Here is a 24,472-nt window from a genome sequence, read left to right as displayed (position 1 = left end):
ATAGTTCTTTTAAAAAAGACGCAAATTCTTGCGTCATACGGCTCCCTTCTGCAATCAGCTTCCAGTTGCGGCTTACATAACGGCCTTCTTCCTTCACAATCCATCTGCGACGGCGGATATTCAGGAAAAGTTTCTTGCCACGAACCGGAAAGTCCTGAACCACTACAGGATCATAAAATCCCTTGCTTTCCACTTTCATTTTTGAATGTTCTTCAGGAACTTCATTTTTCTCTTCCAGATATATTACTATTTCCGTACTGCTTTCCTTTACATCCAAGATGATGAAATAATCCAATGTCCCTTCGGGAAGAAGGAGACGATAGCCGTTACTTTCCATATCTGTTGCTGATTCATTGCTCGCAAAGATACGATTTTATACGGTTTACTCCTCAGGTTTTTACGTTGATCCGTTTTTACGTTGATCCGTCATTTTGTCCCGTTTCTGTCCCGGGAGGATAAAAAGAAAAAACTCAGAAATCTGAATGTCAGACTTCTGAGTTTCATTTCTTGCTTTGTAGCGATTCCGGGAATCGAACCCGAGTCTCAACCGTGAGAGGGTTGCGTGCTAGGCCACTACACTAAACCGCCAGCTTGCTTTCTTTCGGAAAGGCGATGCAAATATAGGCGGTATTTTTGAACTGACCAAATTTTTGGACGAAAAAAATCAATTATTTTTTCGAATATTTTTCCCGGAGTTTTTTTGCATGGTTAAATAATCTTGTCTAACTCATTGATATTCTTCTTGATTTCATCTTCGGAGAGGCTGTAGTTCCTGAGGTCGCCGGCCAGGTATTGGTCATAGGCGGCCATGTCGATGAGTCCGTGCCCCGAGAGGTTGAAGAGGATGCACCGTTTTTTACCCTCGGCTTTGGCCTGGAGCGCTTCCTTGATGGTTGCGGCGATGGCATGGGCCGACTCGGGGGCCGGAATGATGCCTTCGCTCTGGGCAAAGAGGGTTGCCGCCTTGAAGGTGTCGAGCTGGTCGATGTCGACGGCTTCGAGGTATCCGTCTTTCTTGAGCTGGCTGACGATAGTCCCGGCCCCGTGGTAGCGCAGTCCGCCGGCGTGGATATGGGCCGGTGCGAAGTTGTGCCCCAGGGTGTACATGGGGAGCAGCGGGGTGTAGCCGGCCTCGTCGCCGAAGTCGTATTGGAATACGCCTTTGGTCAACTTGGGACACGAGGCGGGTTCGGCAGCCACGAGGCGGATCTCCTTGCCTTCGCGCAGTTTGTGGCGCAGGAAGGGGTAGGCGATGCCCGAGAAGTTGGACCCTCCGCCAAAACAGGCGACGATGACGTCGGGATATTCGCCGGCCATCTCCATCTGTTTTTCGGCTTCGAGGCCGATGACGGTCTGGTGCAGCGACACGTGGTTGAGCACACTGCCCAGGGTGTATTTGCAGTTGGGGGTGCTCAGGGCAAGCTCTATCGCCTCGGATATGGCCGTGCCCAGGCTTCCCTGGTAGTTGGGGTGCTCGGTGAGAATCTTGCGTCCGGCTTTGGTCGACATGCTGGGCGATGCGATTACCTGGGCACCGAAGGTCTGCATGATGGAGCGGCGGTAGGGCTTCTGATGGTAGCTCACCTTGACCATATAGACGGCCAGCTCGAGACCGAAGGCTTTGGCGGCGAGCGAGAGGGCGGCCCCCCATTGCCCGGCACCGGTTTCGGTGGTGATGTTGGTCACACCTTGTTGTTTGCAGTAGTAGGCCTGGGGAATGGCCGAGTTGAGTTTATGCGAGCCTACGGGACTTACACTCTCGTTCTTGAAATAGATATGAGCCGGCGTGTCGAGTGCCTTCTCGAGACCCAGAGCTCGCACCAGCGGGGTGGGGCGCCATATCTTGTACATGTCGCGCACGGGCTCGGGTATCTCTATCCAAGCATCGGTGGCGTTCAGCTCTTGTTTACACAACTCTTCGGCAAAGATGGGGTAGAGGTCTTCGACGGCGAGCGGTTGTTTGGTGGCCGGGTTCAGCGGGCTCATGGGCTTGTGTGGCATGTCGGCGACAATGTTGTACCAAGCCTGCGGAATCTCTTTCTCAGAGAGAATAAATTTTTTAGTGGCCATAGGCATGTGATGTTTGTAATTAAAAATGTAAATAAAGATGCAATTATTGCATCTGAATGATAGCAAATATAGGGAAAATTTATTATCTGTATGCAAAATAGATAAAAATATATCTATTTGTATTTCGATTTAATTCTTTTTAAAGCAAAAAGAGACGCTGCTCACGCAGCATCTCTTCTTTAGAATTCATCACATTATGCTTATTTTAAAGTGCTAGATAGAGTTACGCTCACGCGCGACTATGCGAATTATTCGTTGTATCTCGACTCGACAACCGACCAGTCTACGATTTCCCACAAGCGGTGCAGGTGTTCGGCTCGTCTGTTGCGGTAGTCGATATAGTAGGCATGTTCCCACACGTCGAATGTCAGCAACGGTGTGTGCCCCTTGGTCAGCGGGGAACCTGCATTGTTCTCTTTGCTGATTACCAGTTTCCCTTGCGGGTCTTTCGATAACCATACCCAGCCCGACCCGAAAAGGGTCACGCCGGCCTGTTCAAACTCTTTCTGGAAATTTTCCAGGCTTCCCCACTGTTGTTCTATGGCTTCGGCCAACTTCCCTTGCGGTGCTCTTCGACCGTTGGGCGAGAAGGAGAAGAAATAGAATATGTGGTTCCACGCTTGTGAGGCGTTGTTGAACAGGGCGCCTTCGGCTTCTCGAATAATTTGCTCGAGCGGCATCTCGGCATAGGGAGTGCCTTCGATCATCTTATTCACGTTGTCGATATAGGTTTGTTCGTGCTTGCCGTAGTGGTATTCGATGGTTTCCTGGCTGATAACCGGGGCCAAATCGCTGGGACCATAGGGCAGTGGCGGTAGTTGAAACATCATAATCATTGTTTATTTTGTTTTCCTATATAACAACTTTGTTGTCAAAAAGGTTTCAAATATACGAATATTTTTTCTTTCCAATTGCTTTTGTGACCGATAATCTTCTTTTGACGACGAAATATCGGCTTTTGGGGCCCGAAATTACTTCTCGGGCTTGGCCGTTGGCTTGGCTATGGCTTCGCGCATGGCAGTGTCGGCTTCGACATTTTTCATGCGGTAGTAGTCCATAATGCCCAGGTTTCCCGAGCGGAAGGCTTCGGCCATGGCCTTGGGCACTTCGGCTTCGGCTTCGATTACTTTGGCGCGGGCCTCTTGAGCCTTGGCTTTCATCTCCTGTTCGAGGGCGATGGCCATGGCGCGGCGTTCCTCGGCCTTGGCCTGGGCGATGTTCTTGTCGGCCTGGGCCTGGTCCATTTGCAGGGTAGCCCCGATGTTTTTGCCTATGTCGATGTCGGCAATGTCGATCGAGAGAATTTCAAAGGCCGTACCCGAGTCGAGGCCCTTTTTCAACACCAGTTTCGAGATGGAGTCGGGGTTCTCGAGCACCTGCTTGTGCGACTCGGACGAACCGATGGACGAGACGATACCCTCGCCTACGCGGGCCAGCACGGTGTCTTCGCCGGCACCACCCACCAGTTGCCGGATGTTGGCACGCACCGTTACGCGGGCCTTGGCTATCAACTGTATACCGTCCTTGGCCACGGCGGTAACCGGCGGGGTGTCGATTACCTTGGGGTTTACCGACATTTGCACAGCCTCGAACACGTCGCGGCCGGCCAGGTCGATGGCCGTTGCCATCTGGAAGCCCAGGTCGATGTTGGCTTTCGAGGCCGATACGAGGGCGTGAACCACGCGTTCTACGTGACCGCCGGCCAGGTAGTGAGCCTCGAGCTCGTCACGGGTGATGTTTTTGAGGCCGGCTTTGTGGGCTTCGATCATGCCTCGCACGATGACTTGGGGCGGAACCTTACGGATACGCATCAGAAAGAGTTGTATGAGTGAGATTCTCACTCCCGACACTTGTGCCGAAATCCATAGCAGGAAGGGCACGAAATAGAAGAATATGGCGAGTATTACGATAATACCGAACGCCAGTAATAGTCCGATTGCTACCATTATCTGTATTGTTTGTTAGTATTGTTTTTCTCTTATTTTTATATGGGGGATTACTCGGCTTTGCTTACAATCACTACATTGGACTCGATGCGGGTAATGCGTACCGGGGTCTCCTCGTCGATCAGTTCGTTTTCGGCCTGGGCCTCGAGGGTGTGCTTGCCCACCATGATTTTTCCCATGGGGTTCAACCGGCTCAGGGTTACGCCCTTGTCGCCCACCTGTATGTCGGGCGATACCTGCGAGGGGACGACCGAATCGATTTCGGTGTGCAGGGCCACCTTGTCGAAGCTGCGCGATCGCATGAATCCGATCAGGGTCGCAATGGTGGCTATGGCTGCGATGAGCAGGGTGATGACGGCGCCGTTCGACCCGTATATCGTGTAGGCATAGTAGATGCCCCCTCCGTAGAAGACGAGCGAGCAGATGCCGGCGATGGTGATGCCGGGGAGGAAAAAAATCTCCAGCACAGCCAGTGTGAGGGCTATTGCTATCAGCAGGGCGATGGCCAGAATGTCGAACATAGCTGTAAGTATTTAGTCGATTTCGAGGTTAACGTCGTTTTTGCAGGGCGTCGAGCTCGGCTTTGCGAGCCTGGTTTTCATACTCCCCGGGTTGGGGATAGAGCGAGAGCAACTGCGACTCGAGCGACCCGATTTCGGCCGAGAGCCGTTGGCGGGTAGTCCCTTGCGATTGGGTATATTGGGGCCGCAGTTCGGCCACTTTCGATTCCAGTTGAGCAATGTGTTTGCGTGCCTCGTTGGCCTTGATATAGAGATTGCGTGCCTCGGCACTGGTAAACTGGTCGAGCGAGGTGTAGTGTACTCCGTTGCAGATGGCAAAAACGAAGTCGGGACGCTTCACCACTTGCGCCTCCTGAATGTCGTTCAACTGCTGCAACAGGTCGGTATAGTCGGCACCTTCGGGCCACGAGTCGCGGATGGAGCGGATGAGGGCCAGCGATTTGATGTCGGTCTTGATTTCGTCGAGGTCGTAGGTCTGTTTGCTCGAGTTGGGGATAAACAGATAGATGGTCACCTTGCCCGGTATCTGCTCCCGGTCCGAGACAAACCAGCCGATGTTGAGCATCTCGTCTACGGCCATCATGTAGTCGTTGTAGATCGAGTTGAAGGGCATGCCCACGTTTTCGGGTTTCAGGTAGGTGTTGTTTTCGAGGTTCAGCCGGGTGATGAAGATGTCGTATCCGCCTATCGAGCCCTCGCCGTTCGAGGCGTAGTAGAGGGTCACCCCGTCGTTCAGGAAGAAGGGGTAGGCCTCGTTGCGGGTTGTGTTGACCCCCTCGGGCAGCGGTGTGATGCGGCTCCAGCGGCCGTCGGTGAGTTTGTTCATCGCGCACAGTTCATACCCTTTGCCCTCGACCGGCATCCCGAAGAATACCTTGTCGCCCCGTTGCGGCATGTAGCCGATGGTGCTGTCGGGGATAGCGACGTCCAGTGTCTCGGCTGTACCTATTCGCCCCGATTCGGGGGTCATCTTGAAATGCTCGAAAAACGAGTCGGCATCGACGATGAGGCTATCGATAACCTGCACCTGCTCTACATGGTTGAGCATCAGCTTGGCCTTGCGGGCCCGGGCAATCGCTTCGGTCACCGAGTCGGGTACCTGCTTCTTGTTCTTCTCCAGTGCATCGATATAGTCTTGATAGCTGGCTGCGGCATCGTCGAAACGATATTGGGCCATATATACGTCGCCCAGGAAGTGGGGAGACTCCAGCACTTTGCGTTTGACGCCCACCTTCAGGTACTTTTCGGCTTCGGCATATTTCTTTTCGTGGAAGAGACACACCCCGTACCAGTGATTCAGCGACCCGTCGTTGGGGCGGCGTTTCAGTTGGGCTTTGAATACGGGGGCCGCTTCGGCATACTTCCCGGCCTTGTACAGTTCGCGGGCCTGGTCGAGGGTCAGGGCCTCGGCCGGAGCCATGGTGACAAGGGCGAAAATTGCCGCCAGCGAATATGGAAAGATAGATTTGAATAGCTTCATGTGCAAAAAAATTGTACTTCTGGATAGCCGGCTCGGGCAGCAGACTCGTTGTTGCTTCTTCCCCTTTCGGTTTAGCCCTGGTTGAGCTGCATCCTATATTCTACAAATATAGTGAAAGGCGAAAGCAGAACAAGGGAAACGCAAGGTTTCACAATTGGACTCTGCTGAGCCGTATCTTATATTCTACAAATATACAATTATTTTCGGTTCCTGAAGGCCGGCTCGAGAATTTTTTTCAGAAAATATTCCAAATCGTCGGGCGACTCGAACGAATCGCAGGGCAGAATGAAGAATACATATTTCGACAGGTAGAAAATCAGGTCGCTCGACGAGTGCTGTACGTCGGTCACCCGACTCCAGGCGATGGTCTCGGTGCGGTCATCCTCGAACCGGCAGGTGATGCCCCGCTCGTCCAGCTCCACCTGCTTTGTCAGAATCGAGGCCCGGCAATCGGGGTGCAAGGCATAGACAAACCACAAGTAGTAGAGAATCAAGGGGAAAACAAGAAATACCACCATGAGCCCCACGTAGATAAAGAGCGGGTTGTGAACCGACAGCATCACGAGCAACACCACAATCAGCGCCAGCCAGGCCCAGTTGCGGTAGAGCCAGGTGCGCAGCAGTCGCCCGAAGTAGTGCATGGGCGATACCTTGCAGGGTTGGGTAACGATAGTCTTCTCTGCCATAGTCGTGCTGTCTGGTTTACAAAGATGGCGCATTTTTGCCATTCGACCGGGAGATTAACTTTTTTTATCAAATAAGCAGTGGATTGTATCGCCTCTGAATTTGTCCCGTTGAGACCGGGTGGGGCGATTCTCGACCGGCGTTCTGGCCGGATGGTCGGGCATAGCGCCGGGGTCACGATGAGGGATAGAGCAGGGTGTGCCGTGTGAATGCTCTGCGCGATGAGCTTCTTGTCTCGATTCGCTTTGTTTCTCATTTTTAATGCGTATCTTTGCACCCGATTTTTGAAAAAGGAGAAAAAGATATGCAGGGTTTATATTCGATAGGGTTACTTATCATATCCAACATTTTTATGACGCTGGCCTGGTATGGCCACCTGAAGTTGCAAGAGATGAAGGTTATCAGCAACTGGCCGCTCTACGGGGTCATTCTGCTCAGTTGGGGTATTGCCCTGCTGGAGTATTGCTGCCAGGTTCCGGCCAACCGGTTGGGATTCCGTGAGAACGGCGGCTCCTTCAGCCTCATGCAGTTGAAGGTGATACAAGAGGTGATTACGCTCATTATCTTCACCATCTTCTCGGTGGTCTTTTTCAAGGGCGAGTCGCTGCACTGGAATCACATAGCCGCTTTCGGTTGTCTGGTTCTGGCCGTCTACTTCGTATTTATGAAATGATTTTGCTCCCTGCGCACCCGGCCGGGTCGCAGGGATTTTTGTATCCTGTCGGGTAGAGTCCGACAGCGATTACCCCCGACCGTTGCAAGTCGTAGACTTGTGGCTGCCGGGGGTAATGGTATAGGGGTATTGGTGGGGGCGGGCGGTGTGCCGGTCTTTTGCGGCTACCTTCGCATCACCCGCCTGAAATCGCGCACAATCTGCTCGCCCATCTTTACGATGGTACTGTCGACCTTGTGTATCTCGACGGGGGTAACGGCATCCTTGTACTTGGCTTTGCCCATGCCGAACTTCATCTTGTCGAGGTTGCCCGAGATATTCAATCCCAGTTTGAAGGGGATGGGCGACTTGAGTATGGATATGTGGTAGTTGAAGTTCATGTCCAGGTCTTGCGTGCCGCCCACGGCAGCCCGGTAGCGGTCCATCTCGATGACGAAGGGGTAGACGGTCACGTTGCCGTCGGCCACGCTGATGTTGACCGAGATGCTGTCGATGAGGTTGCGTTCCTTGTTCTTGAAGAGGAACTTCTTCGAAATTTCGGCAAAGGTCTCGCCGTCGAGCAGCACGAGGCTGTCGCCCTCGACATGGATGGCCGACCGCAGGGTGGGTATCTTGAGGTTGAGGCAGGAGTCGAGAGCCGACTCGGCCGACACGTTGAACTCGACGGTACCCTGGAACGACCGCAGCATGGGCACGATGGTGTCGAGCGAGGGAATGAAGTCGACCAACTTGCCGATGTTGATGTTGTGCAGCTTGAAGTCGAAACCGGCATAGCCCGACTGGGGCTCGCGGGCCTGGTAGATGAGGGTGGTGTTCATGGTGGCACCCAATCCCTCCATGCCGAGCTCCTTGAGGTGGATGGCCTGGTTGCGCACATCGACGGCTCCGTGTACGTTGGTAAAGAGCATTTTGCCGTAGCGCACCCGCTTCAGGTTGGTCTGCAGCTCAAAGTCGATGTTTTTGGGGATGACAAAGAGCTTGAGCGGGGTCGAGGTGGTGTCGGTTTCGGTCTCGATCTGTACCGTGTCCTGCGGGAACGAGATAGCCCGGATCAGCTGGTTGCAGTTCAGATTTCTCGAGGTGAGGCTCAAGTTGGCCTTCAGCATCTTGTTGCGGCGCATGGCGGCATAGAGGTTGTGGATAGAGCCCGATGCCGTGAGGTCCGACCGTCCTATGCGCATGGTGGCGTTGTGCAGGGTGATGGTGCGGTTGCCCACCGATACGGCCGTCTTCTGTACCCGTATGGGAAGCGACGACATGGGGGTGCGCACAAACAGACGGTTGAATCCCACCGTGCCCTGCGGTATCCATATCGAGTCTTTTACCTGTTTGGCTTTCAGACGGATGCCGGCTTTATCCATGCCCAGCCGGTTGTCGCCCAGGCGGCAGAACAGGGTGTCGGCCTCGAGTGTGAGCTGTACCTGGGGTTGGGTAGGTTTGTTCTCGGCCGGTTGCAGATGAACGGTCGCATTCGTTTTGCCGCAGAAGAGGAGCAGCGAGTCACTCATCGAAGCCTTTAGTTTGTTGGCATTTACCTGGCATCGTACCGTGGCGATGCGGGTGGTATCTTGCGGGTTGGTCGTTTTGATGGAGGCCGACAGCTGTTCGACGGTCGAGTTGAGTTGCGGCGAGTGCAGCACGATGTTCTTGATTTGGGCCTGTGCTCCCAGTACGTCGTTGCCGAAGAAGCGGAGCGAGGCGTCGCTCGTGAATTCGAAATCTTTGTTCTTGTCGCGAAGGGCCAGGCGGGTCATGTTCAGTTTGCCCAATGCCTTGATGCGCCCCAGGTCTTTCTTCTTGATCGACGACAGGCGGCAGCGCAGGCGCAGGTCGGCATCGACGTTCCCCTCGATCGATACCCCCTCTTGCAGGGGGAAGGTCTGAGCCAGGGCCGTCAGGTCGATGGTCGACTGGGTATTGAGCGTGATGTCGGGGTCGCCCAGCAGGTCGGTCACTTTGGCATCGGCCAGGATGTCGGTGTGGGCCCCTTTGAAGTGGAATATCTTCAGGTCGAGGTAGGAGGGTTTCTGCTTCGAGAGATCGACCTGTCCGAAGAAGTCGGCCTTAAACTCGTCGATACCGTAGGGCAAGCGGGCATATTTGGCCGAGGCTTTGTCTATCAATACCTTGAGGGTAATCATGGGCATTCGGTCTTTGCCGTACAGTCCCTTCACGATACCGTTGAGGGTCACGTCGCCTTGTGCCGAGACCTCCTCCTTCTTGACCACGCTCTCGGGAATCATGTGCAAGACCCGCTCCAGCGAGGGGGCATGCAGGCCATACTGCAGGTCTACGTCCAGCGCTTTGGCCACGGTGTCGCGGCGTACCGACCCCTTCAGGTCGAGTTCCACGCCGTTGACATCGAGCAGGGCGTCGTGCAAGGCGATGGTGCGCTGGGCCCGGTTGAACTCGATTTCGGTCTTCAGCCGCGAGGCTATGCGGTGAGCCAGCAGTTCACCATCCTGCCAGAAGAAGATGTTCTTGTTGTCGAAGTCGAGCGCCAGCATCGAGTGGCCCCGCTTCAGGTGGGCGCTCAGTTTGAGGTTGGCATCCCACAGGTTGGCAAAGACCCGGGTCTCGCGGTCGTCGTAGGTGACGGTGGCGTGGCGCACGACGATACGCCGTATGTCTATCTCGCTGGCAATCGGGCCGGTCGAGGTGGTATCGGTCTCGGCCACCGTGTCGGAGGCCACAATATCCCAGTTGGCCACGCCATCCTTCCCTTTGTAGGCATAGAGGTTGATGCTGTCGAGGCGCAGCCGGTTGAGGCTGATTTTCTTGGCCCGCAGATAGTCGGCCACATCGACCACGACTATCGCCCGTTTGAAGGTGAGCAGCGAGTCGGTGCGTTGCCACAACGAGTCGCGTATCGATTTCGACACCAGCGAACCGTCGGTGAGTTTCACCCCGAATCGCGGGAAGGTCGAGAAGAAGGTCAGCTCCACGCTCTTCATGTCGAGTTTGGCGTTCAGGTTCTGGTTGGCGACCTTCAGCACGACGGGAGTCAGCTTTTCGGGCGTGAATACGAAATTGATGGCCACGGCGATGACGGCTGTCACCAGTACCACAATCGACACCAGCGTGATGCCGGTAATCTTGAGTATTTTTTTGGTTCGATGTCTCATATCGGTTTTGTCTTTACTGCCTGTTATACGATAAGAAAAGGAGAGAGCCGGGATAAACAGAACACACGACTTTCTTTTTCTTCGGACTTCGTCGAGCTTCTCTTGTCTTCTACAAAGATAGCAAAAGGTGAATGCGGAGGCAAATGAAACCCAAGGTTTTCAAATCTGACTCTGCCCAAACGACACTTGTCTTATTCAAAGATACACAAAATCTCAAATAGGTTTACCTCTTTTGCTCTCTCCTTTTACTATATTTGTTCCACGAATGCAGGAGTCGGCTCGGCGTAGCCAAACTCGGGAACGTGGTTCCCGGTTGTCTCTACACTCGCCTTTGCCTGTATTTGTATAAAAATCGAAGAAAGAGAAAGGAGAATATACACCATGTTAGCCTATACCTATGTCGAGCGCGGCAAGTTCGAGCTGCGCGAAAAACCGTTGCCTCAACTTATCGACCCGCGCGATGCCCTTGTGCGGGTAACCCTTGGCAGTATCTGTACCAGCGACCTGCACATCAAGCACGGCAGTGTGCCGCGGGCCGTGCCGGGAATCACCGTGGGGCACGAGATGGTAGGTGTTGTCGAGCAGGTGGGCCCGGCTGTTACTACGGTTGCTCCCGGCGACCGGGTGGTGGTGAATGTCGAGACCTTTTGCGGCGAGTGTTTCTTCTGCCAACATGGCTATGTGAACAACTGCACCGACCCGCAGGGCGGCTGGGCACTGGGCTGTCGCATCGACGGCGGCCAGGCCGAATATGTGCGGGTGCCCTATGCCGATTGCGGCCTCACGTCCATCCCGGCCGGGGTGAGCGACGAGCAGGCCCTCTTCGTGGGCGATATTCTGGCTACCGGTTTCTGGGCCACGCGCATCTCCGAGGTTTCGCCCGACGATACGGTGCTCATTATCGGGGCCGGTCCTACGGGCATCTGTACCCTGTTGTGTACCTTGCTGAAGCATCCGTGCCGGGTAATCGTGTGTGAGAAGTCGCCCGAGCGTCAGCGCTTCGTGCGCGAGCATTACCCGCAGGTGCTGGTGACTGCACCCGACGGGTGTGTCGACTTTGTGCGGGCACACAGCGATCACGGTGGTGCCGATGTGGTGATTGAGGTTGCCGGTGGCGACGACACCTTCCGCCTGGCGTGGGAGAGTGCGCGCCCCAATGCGATAGTCACTGTCGTGGCCCTCTACGACAAGCCCCAGGTGTTGCCGCTGCCCGACATGTATGGCAAGAATCTGACTTTCAAGACCGGCGGGGTAGATGGTTGCGACTGTGCCGAGATATTGCGCCTGATTGCCGAGGGGCAGATCGATACCACGCCGCTGATTACCCACCGCTTCCCGCTGAACCGCATCGACGAAGCCTACCGCCTGTTCGAGAGCAAAGCCGACGGAGTAATCAAGGTAGCTATCGAGAGTCGCCGGTAGGAGGTAGGGGGTAGCGGTTTCGGGGAAAACCTCCATATAGGTATAATATAATAATGTGTAGAGCGTATGGGCATACGCTTTTGGGGGAGTTGTTTCTCTTCTGCAGCGGCGAATGCAAGAGCCGGTTCAAGTGCTTGTAGCGGGGTTGAAAAGATTGTTCGCCGAAGCTCTGTCTGGACCTGAAGGGTTGACTCTGAGTCTATTGTCATGCACGGAGAATCAAAAGCCTCTTGGAAAAATGTGACCGTAGAGCAAAAAACGAAAGCAGAATATTATCTTTTTTTTGAGTTTCGTTGTAAAATTAGTAGACTTAATAGCTTATTTTTGTAATAATGTTATATCTTTGCATGGATTTCTATAAAAATGGCGGCAAGATGCAGTGGTATAATGATGACATCGAGCAGGAGAGACGTAATGAAAAAAGTGCACACCAGTTTCATAGAAAGAGAGTCGCGGCATTAGCGGGTCGTGATGGGCAGGTGTGTGCATCGGTGTATAGTGTAGCAGTAGGTATTCTTGTTTCCTGTTGAAGGTTTGGTTATTTTTCGTGCATTCGTCGAGGGGGAGTTTGGTTGTAAAAGCGAAATTCTTCCAAGGTGTGCAAGGTGCGAGAGACTTAATGAATATAGACATTTATAGAAAAGACAATCGCTTATTGTAGATTGTGGTAGTGTGTAGAGAGCATATCCTTATAAATATGAAAAGAGGAGATTCTAAATTTGCAAAATAGTGAATATAATTTCAATATACATGAAAGTGAATCGCTTTTATGAATATTGAGATATTCAATATTTTTAATTTTTATAACTTGCGAATACAATATAACTTAATAACAGTTGATATGAGAAAACTAATACTTGTAGTGTTTACATTTATTCTCCTTGCGGGGGTAAATGTCGGTAAAGCGCAGACCGCGTTGCCGTATTCGATTAATTTTGGCAATAGCCAGGAAGGCTGGACGGCGGTCGATAACAGTACCACGCCGGGTACCACCTGGGGATATAATGCCCGGTGGGCCTATATTGGAGGTACCTATTATGGCAGTGTCATGATGATGACGGATTATGCGTCGGAGTGTAACGACTATTATGTGTCGCCCGGGTTTACGCTCGAAGCTGGTAAGGTATACACGATTGAGAGCAATGCCTGTATGCTAAATTCTGGTATGAACGGCTGCATCCTTTCTATCGGTTATGCGAGCTCGGCCAGCGATATGAGCACGTTCGTAAAATTGAACGATATTACCCTCGATGATACTTCGCAGTATCCCGCAGCCCAAAAAACTCCGTTCGAGGCACCTTCGAGCGGAACTTTCTATTTTGCATTTCACAACACGAGTCCGGCGTTCAGCAACCCATGTTTCCTTTTTGAGTTCAAATTGTATGAGGGCGATGATGCGGGCGAGACTCCCGAAGAGGTTGTCGTAGAAGTGCCTTACAGCATCGACTTTTTGAATAATTCTGAAAATTGGACATCGGCCGACAACAACGATGACGGCCAGACTTGGACTCCATCGAGCGGCTTCGGCGTTATGCTCGGTATGGGATCGCACGATGACGATTTTTTCTCGCCGCAGGTAACTCTCGAGGGTGGTGTAGCTTATAAGATTACAACCAATATTGCGATAGACGGTGCTCCCAAGGATTACGATGTCGTAACCCTTACACAAGGTACCGATAAGGCTCAAATGCAGCCCATCAAACAGCTTGACTTTGACCAAATAGGAGAAAACATAGAGGAAATTATCTTTACCCCGACATCGAGTGGCAACTACTATTTCTCGTTCCATAACACATCGACTACGGGTGGAAATACTCTGATGATACAATCGTTTGCCATAGATAAATATGTAGAGGTGATGCCCGAGGAGAACGAGATTTATTCGACCCGGTTTGACGAGAGCGAGCCTCTTAATGGCTGGACTGTCATCGATAGCAACACCGATAATGTGAAATGGGCCATGGAAGAAGGTTATGCCGGTCCTGCATATAATGGCAACATGGCCATAGGCGAAGCCAATGATTGGCTCATCACGCCGGCCTTGAATATGGTTGCCGGCAACGACTACGTGATTCGTTACACCCTCTCGCAAGCCGGTGCATTCGATGCCGACGAGGTTGTTATCAAATGGGGTACTACTCCTACGGCCGCAGGCATGACCAACAGCCTCACGACCGAGAGCATCAATTTGGGCAGCGGGTCGGTAGACAAAGTGATTCGTTTGACTTGCAGCCAGTCGGGCAATGTGTATATAGGTTTCAACCTGACAACGGCCAATCCCAACGGTATCATTTCGTTGGATAAGATTTCGGTATCGCAAACCTCGAAAGCCAAGCCCCAACCGGTAGACGGTTTGAGAGTTTCTTCCAATCATAAAGAGCAAACGGTAACCTTGAACTGGACCAACCCCGCGTTCGATGTCACCGAAGCTCCTATTATCGAAACTCTCGACATCACGATTTATGAAAACGGTGTTAAGGTGGCTACCTTGGAAGACCGCGCTGTCGGTGAAAAAGATACCTACACCTATTCTCCTGCCAAATTTGGCGGTATGGCTCTGTATCGTGTCGTAGCTTCGATTAACGACATAGAATCGTTGCCTGTCGAAGCAAGCATCAACCTCGACGATATCAATGGCGAGGCAATTCTGTTGCAGGATATACCTTTGGATACGGCCGACGATTTTGCAAAATGGGTTATCGAAAATAAGGACGGCGGTGGCACGTGGAACTATTCGGCCTCGGCTATCACCATTCCTACGACCAGCTCGGGCGACCACAACGACTGGGCCATTACTCCGGGTGTACAACTCGAGCCGGGCAAGCGTTATGTCGTTAAATTCGATGTAGCTACAAGTGAAGCGTTTGCAGGCAACCTCCAAGTATGGTTGGGCGATGCTCAAACCGCTGATAACATGGATACCGAGCTTCTGTCGCTCAACAACATTTACTACAACGGGTTCGTAAGCACGAGCACGCCGCAGTTCAGTGTAGAGACCGCCGGTACCTATTATATAGGTTTCCAAGCCGGTAATATAGAAAACGGTATGCGTGTGAGAGATGTAAACGTATGCTACATTCAAGAGTATCAAGAGGCACCGGTGATGGAGCTTCCCTATTTCGAGAATTTCGACAAAAATACCGAAATACCCACCGGTTGGAGAATGGAACGCAGCAGCGATGAGCTTGGTTTCTATGTGCGCAATGTCTCTCAAGCTGCTACGATTTATATGAACGCCTATTCGCGGCCCAATGCCTTGATGGTTAAGGGCAATGCTCCCGAGGCACGGGAAGAGGTGGCCTATACGCCCAAGTTCTCGTTCGAACCGGGTAATGTCTACACGGTTAGCTTCCAGTTCAATATGTTCCAGTTGAGCGGGAAAGCCAATAATTCTATTGCCATTTACAAAGCTACGGATCAAAATCAAGAGAGCATCGTGGGCGAGCCCGTCTTCGAGGTGAATAGTCAGACCGGCATGACCAGCTGGGAAGAAAAGAGCTTCGACCTTACCGTCGATGAGGCTGCCGAGTATTGCTTCGTAATCAAAGTCACGAGCGATGGTGCCAGCGATGTCGATATTAAGATTGACGATTTTGCCGTAGACCAAATCGTTGAGATTGAACCTGTGAAGCCGGCAGCTGTCATGAATGCAAGGGCTATGGTTATCAGCTCCAATCAAAGCATAATCTTCAGCTGGAATCACCCCCTTGTCGATGTCGACGGCGAAACGATACAAAAGGGTTCTGTCATAAAGACTCAAATTTATGACGGCACCGAACTCATTGCCGAGCCTACGGTGGTCATGCCCGACGCAAGTACGGTCGATGCCGAAACGGGTATCCCCATGTCGTTTACCTATACTTATGCCGACTTTGATAAATTCACAGGCCAAAAGATTTATAAATTTGTGCCTTGCATCGATACCGAGGCCGGCCCTGCCACGACTGCCGTGGTTTCGCTCAGCAGCTTCACCTTCGGCTACCTGAAAGAACAAATCCAAATCTTCGACTTTGCCGAGGGCGATAACGGCTGGACCGCTGTCGACAATGACAACGACAGCAAGACTTGGGCTGCCGAGGGTGGCCAGATGGTAACCACCGGCAAAGACGAGTGGCTCATCTCGCCCGAACTTACTTTGAAGCCGGGCAAATCGTACTATGTATTGTGCGAGTTTATGACCGATGTCGACCAATATGCCGATGTTACTTTCACCCGCGGTAACGGTTCGAGTGTGAAAGATCAGACCGAGGTAATTTACAGCTTCGACAATGTCATATTGAGCAACTATGCCTTGATGGAAGTCGGTGGTACTTTCCTCCCCGAGGACGAAAGCAACTATTTCGGTATCCATGTCGAGAGCGAAAACGGTTCGAAGGTTCAGGTGAAGAGCTTCAAGGTATACCGCCTGATGACCAAGGACGAGCCGGTAGAACTCCCCTATGAAGAGGATTTCGAAAACCGCACGGATGTCGACGATACGAATTTCACCAACAAGTGGGGTTGCCGCACCTCGAGCTCTGCTCTCTTCCGGGTAACTACCATGCCCGAAAATACCGTGGCTGCTCACTCGGGCGAATATGCTGTTGTCGCCAACGAGTACACTTTGGGTGCAAGAGACGAGCTTCTGTATACGCCTTATTTCTCGCTCGAAGCGGGTAAGACCTACGAAATCTCCTACTACCTCTATATGCCGGGTAACGGTGAGAACATTACGATAGGTGGCCTTTATGAAGCCTATACACAAGATGAAAGCGGCATTGAATTGCCGTTGCTGCAAGCCATGACCGAGCCTGCCAAGGAGTGGACCAAGTATCTTGTAAAATATACTCCCAAGTATGATATGGACTACTGCTTCTATTTCAAGTTCCTTGCTACGGCAGCCAACTCGGGTATTATTGCCATCGACGACTTCAAGATCGAGAAGGTATCGGGTGGCTCGGGTATTGCCGAGGTAGAAGACAACGGTGGTATCTACTATGCTCAATCGACCTCGACCCTCTATGTCCCCGAAAATATAGAACAGGTATCGATCTTCAATATGCAGGGACAATTGGTACTCGACACCGAGAATGCCGACGGTACGATTTCGATGGCCAACATGAGTAAAGGTATTTACATTGTGAAGGCAGTGAATGCCGAGGGCAATGTAATCTCCTTGAAGGTAATGAAGAATTAAAGAAACAATCAAACAAGTGGCACTGCCCCCGAATAAGGGGCAGTGCCTTATTTACACAAATAACTATGAAGAAAAACTTATTTAAAGGTTTCCTGTGGTCGGCCGCATTGCTTTTGGGTAGTGTGAATATGGCTGTCGCTCAGGAGTATAATCAGCGAATCGCCATGGAGGGTGTCGAGATGTATGGTATAGTGACCTTCTCGGCAATCAATCAAATCGACGAGATGACTCCGGGTATGTACAAGTTCGGGTATGACCAACAGTTCAAACCCGACGATAACGGAGTCTTGTTCAGTCGGTATATTGCAGGTGGCGGTGTATATCACGAAGGTAAAATCTATTGCAACGTATACAACGACGAGGCCAACCTGTCTACCCAAAAACCGGTGTGGACCATTCTCGATGCCGAAACCTATAAGGTGCTTTACGAGAAAGAGCTGCCCGATAATGGCGTATGTACCACCAAATCACTTGCCTATGACATCACCAACGACAAAATCTATGGTATTGTTGTCGATTTTACCGATTCTCATTTGGTCGAAATCGATCCCGAGACCGGCGATATGACCCGGGTAGGCGACAACTTTGATCGCAATCTGCGCTTTAAAACTCTGGTCTCGACAAACAACGGTATGCTTTACAGTATCGTAATCGATTCGGGCGTATCGAGCCTCTATAAAATCAGGAAGACCGATGGCCTGGCCGTGAAGGTAAGAGACATTACCGCCAAGAACCTGCTCGGCCCGGATGACTATCTGTTTAATAGCGCAACCGAACAGGCCATGTTCCTCAACCGCTCTACGGGCAAGGCCTATTGGATACTCGAAAGCAACAGCTCCAAGCTGGACAGCGAGTATTCGCCCATCTTCGAGGTGAACCTCACGAATGCCGAGGCTACCATGGTCTCTTATTTGAGTCGTTGCTATCAAGTGAGCGGCGCTTGGTTCAAAGAACCCAACAACGGAGCACCGGGCATTATCTCTGATTTTGAATATGTAACCCCCGAAGAGGGGTCGGCAAGCGGCTCTATTCAATTCCGGTTGCCCGAGAACGATTATAGAGGCAACCCCTTCACCGACTCCAACTTGAAGATAAAGGTTGTCGAGGGCGACAAGGTGCTTGTCGACGCTACGGCTCAAGCCGGCACATTATTCAAGAGCGAGGAGCTTGCCTTGCTGAACGACAATCACACCGTATCGATTACCTTGTCGAACGAAAAGGGATCAGGGCCCACTATCCAACGGACATTCTATGCCGGTTATGACCTGCCTGCTGCTCCTACCAACGTAAAACTCTCTTATGAGGGCCTCACGACCACGCTTACCTGGGAAGCTCCTACCACAGGCATGAACGGTGCTATTATCGACAAAGACAACATTCGTTACAGGGTAATTAAACAAACCGGTTACTACCAGGGTACCAATAGCGTGGTAGCCGAGAATCTTAAAGAGTGCACCTTTACCGAGACGCACCCCGCCGACATGAATTATTACAGATATTTCGTAGTCTCGACCTATGAGGGCGAAGACGGTGGCTATTCATTCTCCGAAGAGCTTGTGCTCGGCTTGCCTCTCAATCCTCCTTATGGCGGACTGTTCTCCGAACCGAACGATATGTTTGGCTACTATACGCTGATCGATTCGAACGGTGACGGCTACTGCTGGAATTTCGATAAGAGCATCGGCGCTGCCTTGTATATCTATAACGAAACGCAGGCTGCCGATGACTGGCTGATTGCTCCTCCCATCAATTATAAGAAGGGCGTAAACTATACCTTGCTGTTCAAAGCCTATTCGTCGATGGCCGAATATCCCGAGTCGATGGAGATAACATTCGGCAAAGGCCGCACTCCCGAAGAGCAGACCAAGCAGCTGCTCGATATTCCCGAGGTACCCAGTGTCGGCGAAGATAATCCGGTAACCGAATATAAAGTACCTATCACGGTCGACGAAGATGGCGTTTACTACTATGCGTTCCACGTGACCTCCGAGAAATTCCATGAGTATCTCCGCGTATTCGATATTCGTCTCGATGCACCGTCGGGTATCGAAACCGTGAAGGGCGAAGACAGCAAGCTCGTGATTACAACAGGAAAGAACAGCGTGAGAGTGGACAATCCCGATGGGCGGGCCGTTGCAATTTACAGCGCCGGCGGTATGCTTGTCGACTCGTTTACCGAGACGGTTTATGAGCGTTCGCTTTATCCCGGTATCTATATAGTCAAGAGCAATGACTCGGTTCAAAAGATTATTGTTCGGTAAGTCTTAATTGCAAATCAACATGAAGAAACTATTTATAGCGATGCTGCTCGCTATAATGTCACTGTCGGTATGGGGGCAATCCAAATTGTCCCCATACACGCGACATTATGTCGAGCGTATCAAACAGGAAAAAGTAGCCGATAGCCGGCAGTCGGGCAAAACTCCGCTCCAGAAGAAACTCAATACGCGGGGCCAACTGGTCATCCCGGCCTTCATTCACTTGAACGAAGGGTATACCCCCGACATCCTCACCCCTTGCGGTGTAGAGGTTCGCTCGGTCATCGGTCAGATACTCACGGCCGATATTCCCTTCGAGGCCCTGGACCAGGTAGCCGCTCTCGAGGGAGTGAAATATGTCGAGATGGGAACGCCCGTCAAGCCGAGACTTAACGAGGCCCGCATGGATGCCCTCGTCGACGACGTACAAACCGGCGTATCGCTTCCCCAGGAATACCGGGGCAGTGGGGTAGTAGTCGGTGTGGTCGACAACGGTTTCGACTATACGCACCCCGATTTCTATACCCGCGACAAGAGCGAGTTGCGCATCAAGCGGGTGTGGGATCAGAACGCCTCGGGCACGGCCCCCGAAGGTTTCGACTACGGTTGTGAATACACCACTGCCGAGGCCATTCTCGCCAAGGGGTACGATACCGACCAGACCACCCACGGCACCCACGTGCTGGGTATCGCTGCCGGTGCCGACAATACCGACAACAAAGGTCTCTACGGTGTAGCTACCGATGCCGACATCGTATTGGTTTCGTACAACAGCAAGGATATGTACACGGGCGACAACACGGCCATCATCGACGGTGTGAAATACATCTTCGACTATGCCCAGTCGGTAGGCAAACCCTGCGTGGTGAACCTGAGCCTGGGTTCCTACTGGGGACCGCGCGACGGCTCCTCTACCTTCGACCGCCTGGCCGACGAGCTGCAAGGCCCGGGCCGCCTGCTGGTAGGTTCCAGCGGCAACAGCGGCGGTACGAAATACCACGTGAGCAAGACCTTCGAAGGCAATGAGCCCGACACGCTGGCCACATTCTTCGACTTCAACTATATCGACGGGCAGTATGGTACCGTCGAGGTGTGGTGCGACCCCGGCATGGACGTCTCCTTTGTGCCCATCGTTTACAACATCAAGGAAAACAAGGTAGAGCGTACATACGAACCCTCCCGATTCAACTCCACCGTGTGTGAAAACACCATATACACCTTTGATACCAATGTCGACGGCGTGTGGGGCAGTCTGGGCGTCGAGGGTGAAATCAATCCCGTCAACGGGAAAACCCACCTCATTCTCGCTCCCGACTTTTACTCCATCACCGAGGGCTACGACCGCGGCTTCTACATCATCTCGTCCAATCCCGGCACGATACACCTGTGGACCGACGAGTTCACCACTTCGCTCAGCAGCTACGACCGTCCCGGATTCCTCGACGGCAACGACCAGTCGTCCATGGACGAGCTGGGCGGCACCGGCAAACGCATCATCTCGGTAGGGGCTTATGTCTCTCGCGACCACTGCACGCAATACGGCATACCCTCCTATTCGGGCGAGACGTTAGACGCCCTGGCCTCCTTCTCGAGCAAGGGTCCCACGGCCGACGGTCGTGTGAAACCCGACATTGCCGCCCCCGGTACCTACATCATCTCGTCGCTCTCGAGCTACTACTCGGGCAGCAAGCTCAAGTACAGCACCGTTACATGGAACGACAAGAAATATGAGTTCGGCTATATGCAGGGTACCTCGATGGCCTCGCCCTTTGTGACAGGTGTAATGGCTACCTGGTTGCAGGCCTTCCCCGGCCTGACTCCCGAGTATGCCCGCGAAATCATGCAGGCTACCGCACGCCACGACTCCTTCACGGGCGAGACCTTGCCCTCCAACCTCTGGGGCTATGGTAAAATCGATGCTTATGCAGGTATCAAAGAGTGTATCCGTTACGAAAGCGGCATTGAGCCGAGTCTGGCCGACAACCGCTCGCATCTGGTAGTCAACGATGGCAACTGTGTGCGGGTGCTCTTCGGTTATGACGACAGTCAGGTAGCCTTGCAACTGTATAACCTGCAAGGCGCCTGTGTCGCTACCCGTGCCATTGGCAAGGTTGCTGCCGGCGAAGAGGTGACAGTCGACCTCAATGACTTTGCCGCAGGCATATACATGCTGCGCATCATGGGTGGAAATACAAAATCAATGGTAAAAAAGATAATTGTTCAATAAATTAATAAAATGCAGAAAATGTTTAAACAGTTTATGCTGGTCACCGCAGTGGCCGCTGCCGCATCGGTTTGCGCACAAGAAACAACGACAGTCCCCTCGATGAGTGAAATGACAGGCGATTTCATCGTTTTAAATTCACAATCCTATAATGGCGTGAAAAGCCTCGCGTCGATGAAGCCGTTCACCATCGAGCCGGCTGACAACGACTCGATTACACTCAGCGGATTTTATATGAGAAACTGCCTCGATTTCAAAGCCGAGTATAGCGAGACGACCGGCAAGATAAGTATCCCCGCCGGGACCCCTGTGTTCGATTACTTTGGATCCTATTTGATTTATCTCTATCCCTGGAATACCGAGGACGAAGAGGTAATCATGCGCCCCATCGAATACAAATATATCGGCAACAACGTTTGGGAGTGTAATTCCGATTTGATGCTCGTGGCCATACAAGGAGAAGAAATGCAAATGTCCGTTTTCTCCAGCGGCTCGCGCATTGCTCGTTGCAATGGGACTACCAACAATACCTCATATGTAGGAACAGCCGATGAACAGGACGAGTATATCGAATCACGTCCTTCCTACGTCACCATCTCGGGCAACAACATCGATATTTACAACGTTTTGCAGGCCGACCAGTATGGCTATGGCGTGCACCTGAGCGGAACCATCGATCGCACAGCCGGTAAAGTGTGGTTTGGCTATACCCTCACCGGGCAGGCCAATGATGGGAATTACCGTATCCTCACTGGCTGCGAGTATGACGAAGATACCAATATGCCCACCAAAGTAGCCTATTCCGGAACCAATAACTATGGCAAGGTGCGTGCCTCGATCGACCTCGAAAAAGGCGAAATCGCCATCGACCCCATGGCTATTTGGGTAGCCAAATATAGCGAGAGCGGCATCATGGTCGATGAGAATCAGTTCTACGAGTTTGTCAAAACGGTAAACGTGACTTACGACGTCTCCAAGACCGACATCTCGGCTATCGAGGCTCCCTCCATGACTAATGTCGAAAAAGAGGTTTCGCACATCGACTACTATGCCATCGATGGTCGCAAACTTGCCGAGCCGCAAGAGGGTAGCTTGGTCATCAAGGTTACTGTCTATACCGACGGCTCTCGCAAGGCCGACAAGATTGTCTACCTGAGAAACTGATAATTTAACTGCATTAAGATACTTTACGACCGAGGTCGTAGATAGGTAAAGGGGGACTCTCCGAAAGGAGGATCCCCCTTGGTGGTTTAAATGTTGAAGTGAACGCATATTGAAATTGGAGAAGTATATTTGTCAATAGATCTAATCGCTTGTTATGTAATCTTTTCCTTTTAATCTATATGAAAAACGTAATATCACTTTCATCTGAACAAATGTGGTTCGCAATGAAACATCATGGTCCGTAAAAGTATTTTGAGAGAGTGCAACGTATTGAATAATTAAATGAACCTAATAAAAGAGTAATATGACAAGTATCAAAATTAAATTTCGGCCATCAGCATTGAAAGATAGGGAGGGAACTATTTATTATCAAGTAATTCAAAATCGTAGGGTGAGGCGGTTTAATACCGGGTATCATATTTATAAAGACGAATGGGATGAGAGAATAGGAATAGTTCTCTGTTCCAACTCCAATAGTCCTAGGTATGAATATCTGTGTTCTATAAAAAGAGATATTCAATATGAGATCAAGCGATTTGAAAACTTGGTGGAAGAGATGGAAAACAAAGACTATTCGATAAATGAGCTCATGTCTCTTTGTCGAGATGAACCGTTGTCGAAGAATGGAGTTTTTGAATATTTGGGAAAACAAATTGAGCGATTGAGAAGTCTCGGTCGGATAAGAAGCTGTGAGGCTATGCAAAGTACATTGCATAGCTTTAGAAAATTTCGAGGTGAAATAGATATAAGTTTTACAAAATTGGATAAAGATGTTATCGAACAATACGAGGCATACCTTCGAAATCGAGGTTTAAGTCGAAATACGACTTCGTTTTACATGAGAAACTTTCGTTCAGCATATAGAACGGCCGTAGAAGAAGGTATAACTAATGATGTTCATCCTTTTTGTAAAGTATATACCGGAGTCGATAAAACGACAAAGCGGGCGATAACAATCGATGATATAAGAAGAATAAAATACTTGAATACGAGTAATCGACCTGCGTTAGATTTTGCCAAGGATATATTACTATTTAGTTTTTATACTCGAGGTATGAGTTTTGTTGACATGGCATATTTACGAAAGAAAGATATAGCCAATGGGTATATAACTTATTATCGCAAAAAAACCGGTCAGCAACTCAGTGTAGAGTTGGTACCCGATATTCTCGATATTATTTCGAAATATCATAATGAGACACAATATTTATTGCCATTGATTCTCGTAGAGAATGGGACAGAGCGCAAGCAATATAGAAATCAGATGATGAAGATAAATCGAAATTTGAAGAAAATAGGTAAAATGATAAATCTATCGGTACCGCTTTCGACATATGTAGCTCGGCATGCTTGGGCAACGATTGCACGAGATAAGGGTATTTCATTATCTGTCATTAGTAAAGGTCTTGGGCATGATAGTGAAATAACCACTCAAATTTATCTTGATTCTCTTCAAAATTCAAAAATTGATAAGGCAAATAGATTGATTTTGAGTGATTTGTAGTGGTTTTAAAAAGATGTAAATAAAATTTGAAATAGAGTTCGACAAATTGTTTATACCTATTTTGTCGAGTTATTTGGGATAAGTTAAGTACTGATCTTATAAAGGGGCAACATGTATCTCTCTATCTGAGAGAGCAATTACAGGTATCAAAAGTACTAAAAAAAATATTAATATTAAGGGGGATTGAGTTTTTTTTATCGTTTTCAATAAAAAAAATATAAATCA

General features: G+C 50.9%; 15 protein-coding genes and 1 tRNA gene. 7 read left to right on the top strand and 9 right to left on the bottom strand.

Annotated features, from left to right (window positions below; all coding sequences use genetic code 11):
- The 8 genes from B5F38_RS02590 to B5F38_RS02555 form a co-directional block, all read right to left on the bottom strand.
- Positions 1–337 (bottom strand): hypothetical protein (locus tag B5F38_RS02590; RefSeq protein WP_087407747.1); only part of this gene is annotated, 337 nt, incomplete at its 3' end.
- A 178-nt stretch (positions 338–515) separates the two neighbouring features.
- Positions 516–588: transfer RNA gene (locus tag B5F38_RS02585), tRNA-Glu, on the bottom strand.
- 120 nt (positions 589–708) lie between these two features.
- Complete coding sequence (locus B5F38_RS02580; RefSeq protein ID WP_087407746.1) at positions 709–2,070, bottom strand: TrpB-like pyridoxal phosphate-dependent enzyme; 1,362 nt, start codon at positions 2,068–2,070, stop codon at positions 709–711.
- A 248-nt stretch (positions 2,071–2,318) separates the two neighbouring features.
- Complete coding sequence (locus B5F38_RS02575) at positions 2,319–2,900, bottom strand: superoxide dismutase (RefSeq protein WP_087407773.1); 582 nt, start codon at positions 2,898–2,900, stop codon at positions 2,319–2,321.
- A 141-nt stretch (positions 2,901–3,041) separates the two neighbouring features.
- On the bottom strand, positions 3,042–4,016 hold the full coding sequence (gene floA, locus B5F38_RS02570; protein ID WP_162611665.1) for a flotillin-like protein FloA: 975 nt from the start codon (positions 4,014–4,016) through the stop codon (positions 3,042–3,044).
- 50 nt (positions 4,017–4,066) lie between these two features.
- Positions 4,067–4,537, bottom strand: coding sequence for an NfeD family protein (locus tag B5F38_RS02565; RefSeq protein WP_087407744.1), 471 nt, complete (start codon positions 4,535–4,537; stop codon positions 4,067–4,069).
- Between the two features lie 28 nt (positions 4,538–4,565).
- Positions 4,566–6,017 carry a tetratricopeptide repeat protein gene (locus B5F38_RS02560; protein WP_087407743.1) on the bottom strand — a complete coding sequence of 484 codons (1,452 nt, stop codon included), beginning with the start codon at positions 6,015–6,017 and terminating at the stop codon, positions 4,566–4,568.
- A gap of 197 nt (positions 6,018–6,214) precedes the next feature.
- Positions 6,215–6,703: a YcxB family protein gene (locus B5F38_RS02555; protein ID WP_158096828.1), complete on the bottom strand. Its 489-nt coding sequence runs from the start codon at positions 6,701–6,703 to the stop codon at positions 6,215–6,217.
- 302 nt (positions 6,704–7,005) lie between these two features.
- On the opposite strand from B5F38_RS02555, the gene B5F38_RS02550 reads away from it, so the two are divergent.
- Entirely contained in the window at positions 7,006–7,374 is a 369-nt protein-coding gene (locus tag B5F38_RS02550) for a DMT family protein (protein ID WP_087407741.1), read from the top strand.
- A 164-nt stretch (positions 7,375–7,538) separates the two neighbouring features.
- On the opposite strand, the gene B5F38_RS02545 is transcribed toward B5F38_RS02550, so the two are convergent.
- Positions 7,539–10,499: an AsmA-like C-terminal region-containing protein gene (locus B5F38_RS02545; RefSeq protein WP_087407740.1), complete on the bottom strand. Its 2,961-nt coding sequence runs from the start codon at positions 10,497–10,499 to the stop codon at positions 7,539–7,541.
- 381 nt (positions 10,500–10,880) lie between these two features.
- Here B5F38_RS02545 and B5F38_RS02540 point away from each other — a divergent pair, with 381 nt between their 5' ends.
- The 6 genes from B5F38_RS02540 (at position 10,881) to B5F38_RS02510 (ending at position 24,247) form a co-directional block, all read left to right on the top strand.
- A complete protein-coding gene (locus B5F38_RS02540) occupies positions 10,881–11,921 on the top strand; it encodes an alcohol dehydrogenase (protein WP_087407739.1) in 1,041 nt (346 codons plus the stop codon).
- 916 nt (positions 11,922–12,837) lie between these two features.
- Entirely contained in the window at positions 12,838–17,097 is a 4,260-nt protein-coding gene (locus B5F38_RS02530) for a choice-of-anchor J domain-containing protein (RefSeq protein WP_158096827.1), read from the top strand.
- A gap of 65 nt (positions 17,098–17,162) precedes the next feature.
- Positions 17,163–19,358 (top strand): choice-of-anchor J domain-containing protein, encoded by a 2,196-nt coding sequence (locus B5F38_RS02525; protein WP_143240890.1) that lies wholly within the window; start codon positions 17,163–17,165, stop codon positions 19,356–19,358.
- A gap of 19 nt (positions 19,359–19,377) precedes the next feature.
- Entirely contained in the window at positions 19,378–21,582 is a 2,205-nt protein-coding gene (locus B5F38_RS02520; protein WP_143240889.1) for a S8 family serine peptidase, read from the top strand.
- A gap of 18 nt (positions 21,583–21,600) precedes the next feature.
- Positions 21,601–22,743 carry a hypothetical protein gene (locus B5F38_RS02515; RefSeq protein WP_143240888.1) on the top strand — a complete coding sequence of 381 codons (1,143 nt, stop codon included), beginning with the start codon at positions 21,601–21,603 and terminating at the stop codon, positions 22,741–22,743.
- Positions 22,744–23,047: 304 nt separating this feature from the next.
- The gene (locus tag B5F38_RS02510; protein ID WP_087407733.1) at positions 23,048–24,247 is read left to right on the top strand and encodes a site-specific integrase; all 1,200 of its coding nucleotides are present in this window, start codon (positions 23,048–23,050) and stop codon (positions 24,245–24,247) included.
- The last annotated feature ends 225 nt before the right edge of the window (positions 24,248–24,472 follow it).

This window comes from Barnesiella sp. An22 (assembly GCF_002159975.1).
Lineage (GTDB): Bacteria > Bacteroidota > Bacteroidia > Bacteroidales > Barnesiellaceae > Barnesiella > Barnesiella merdigallinarum.
This window is presented reverse-complemented; position numbering and strand designations above follow the sequence as displayed.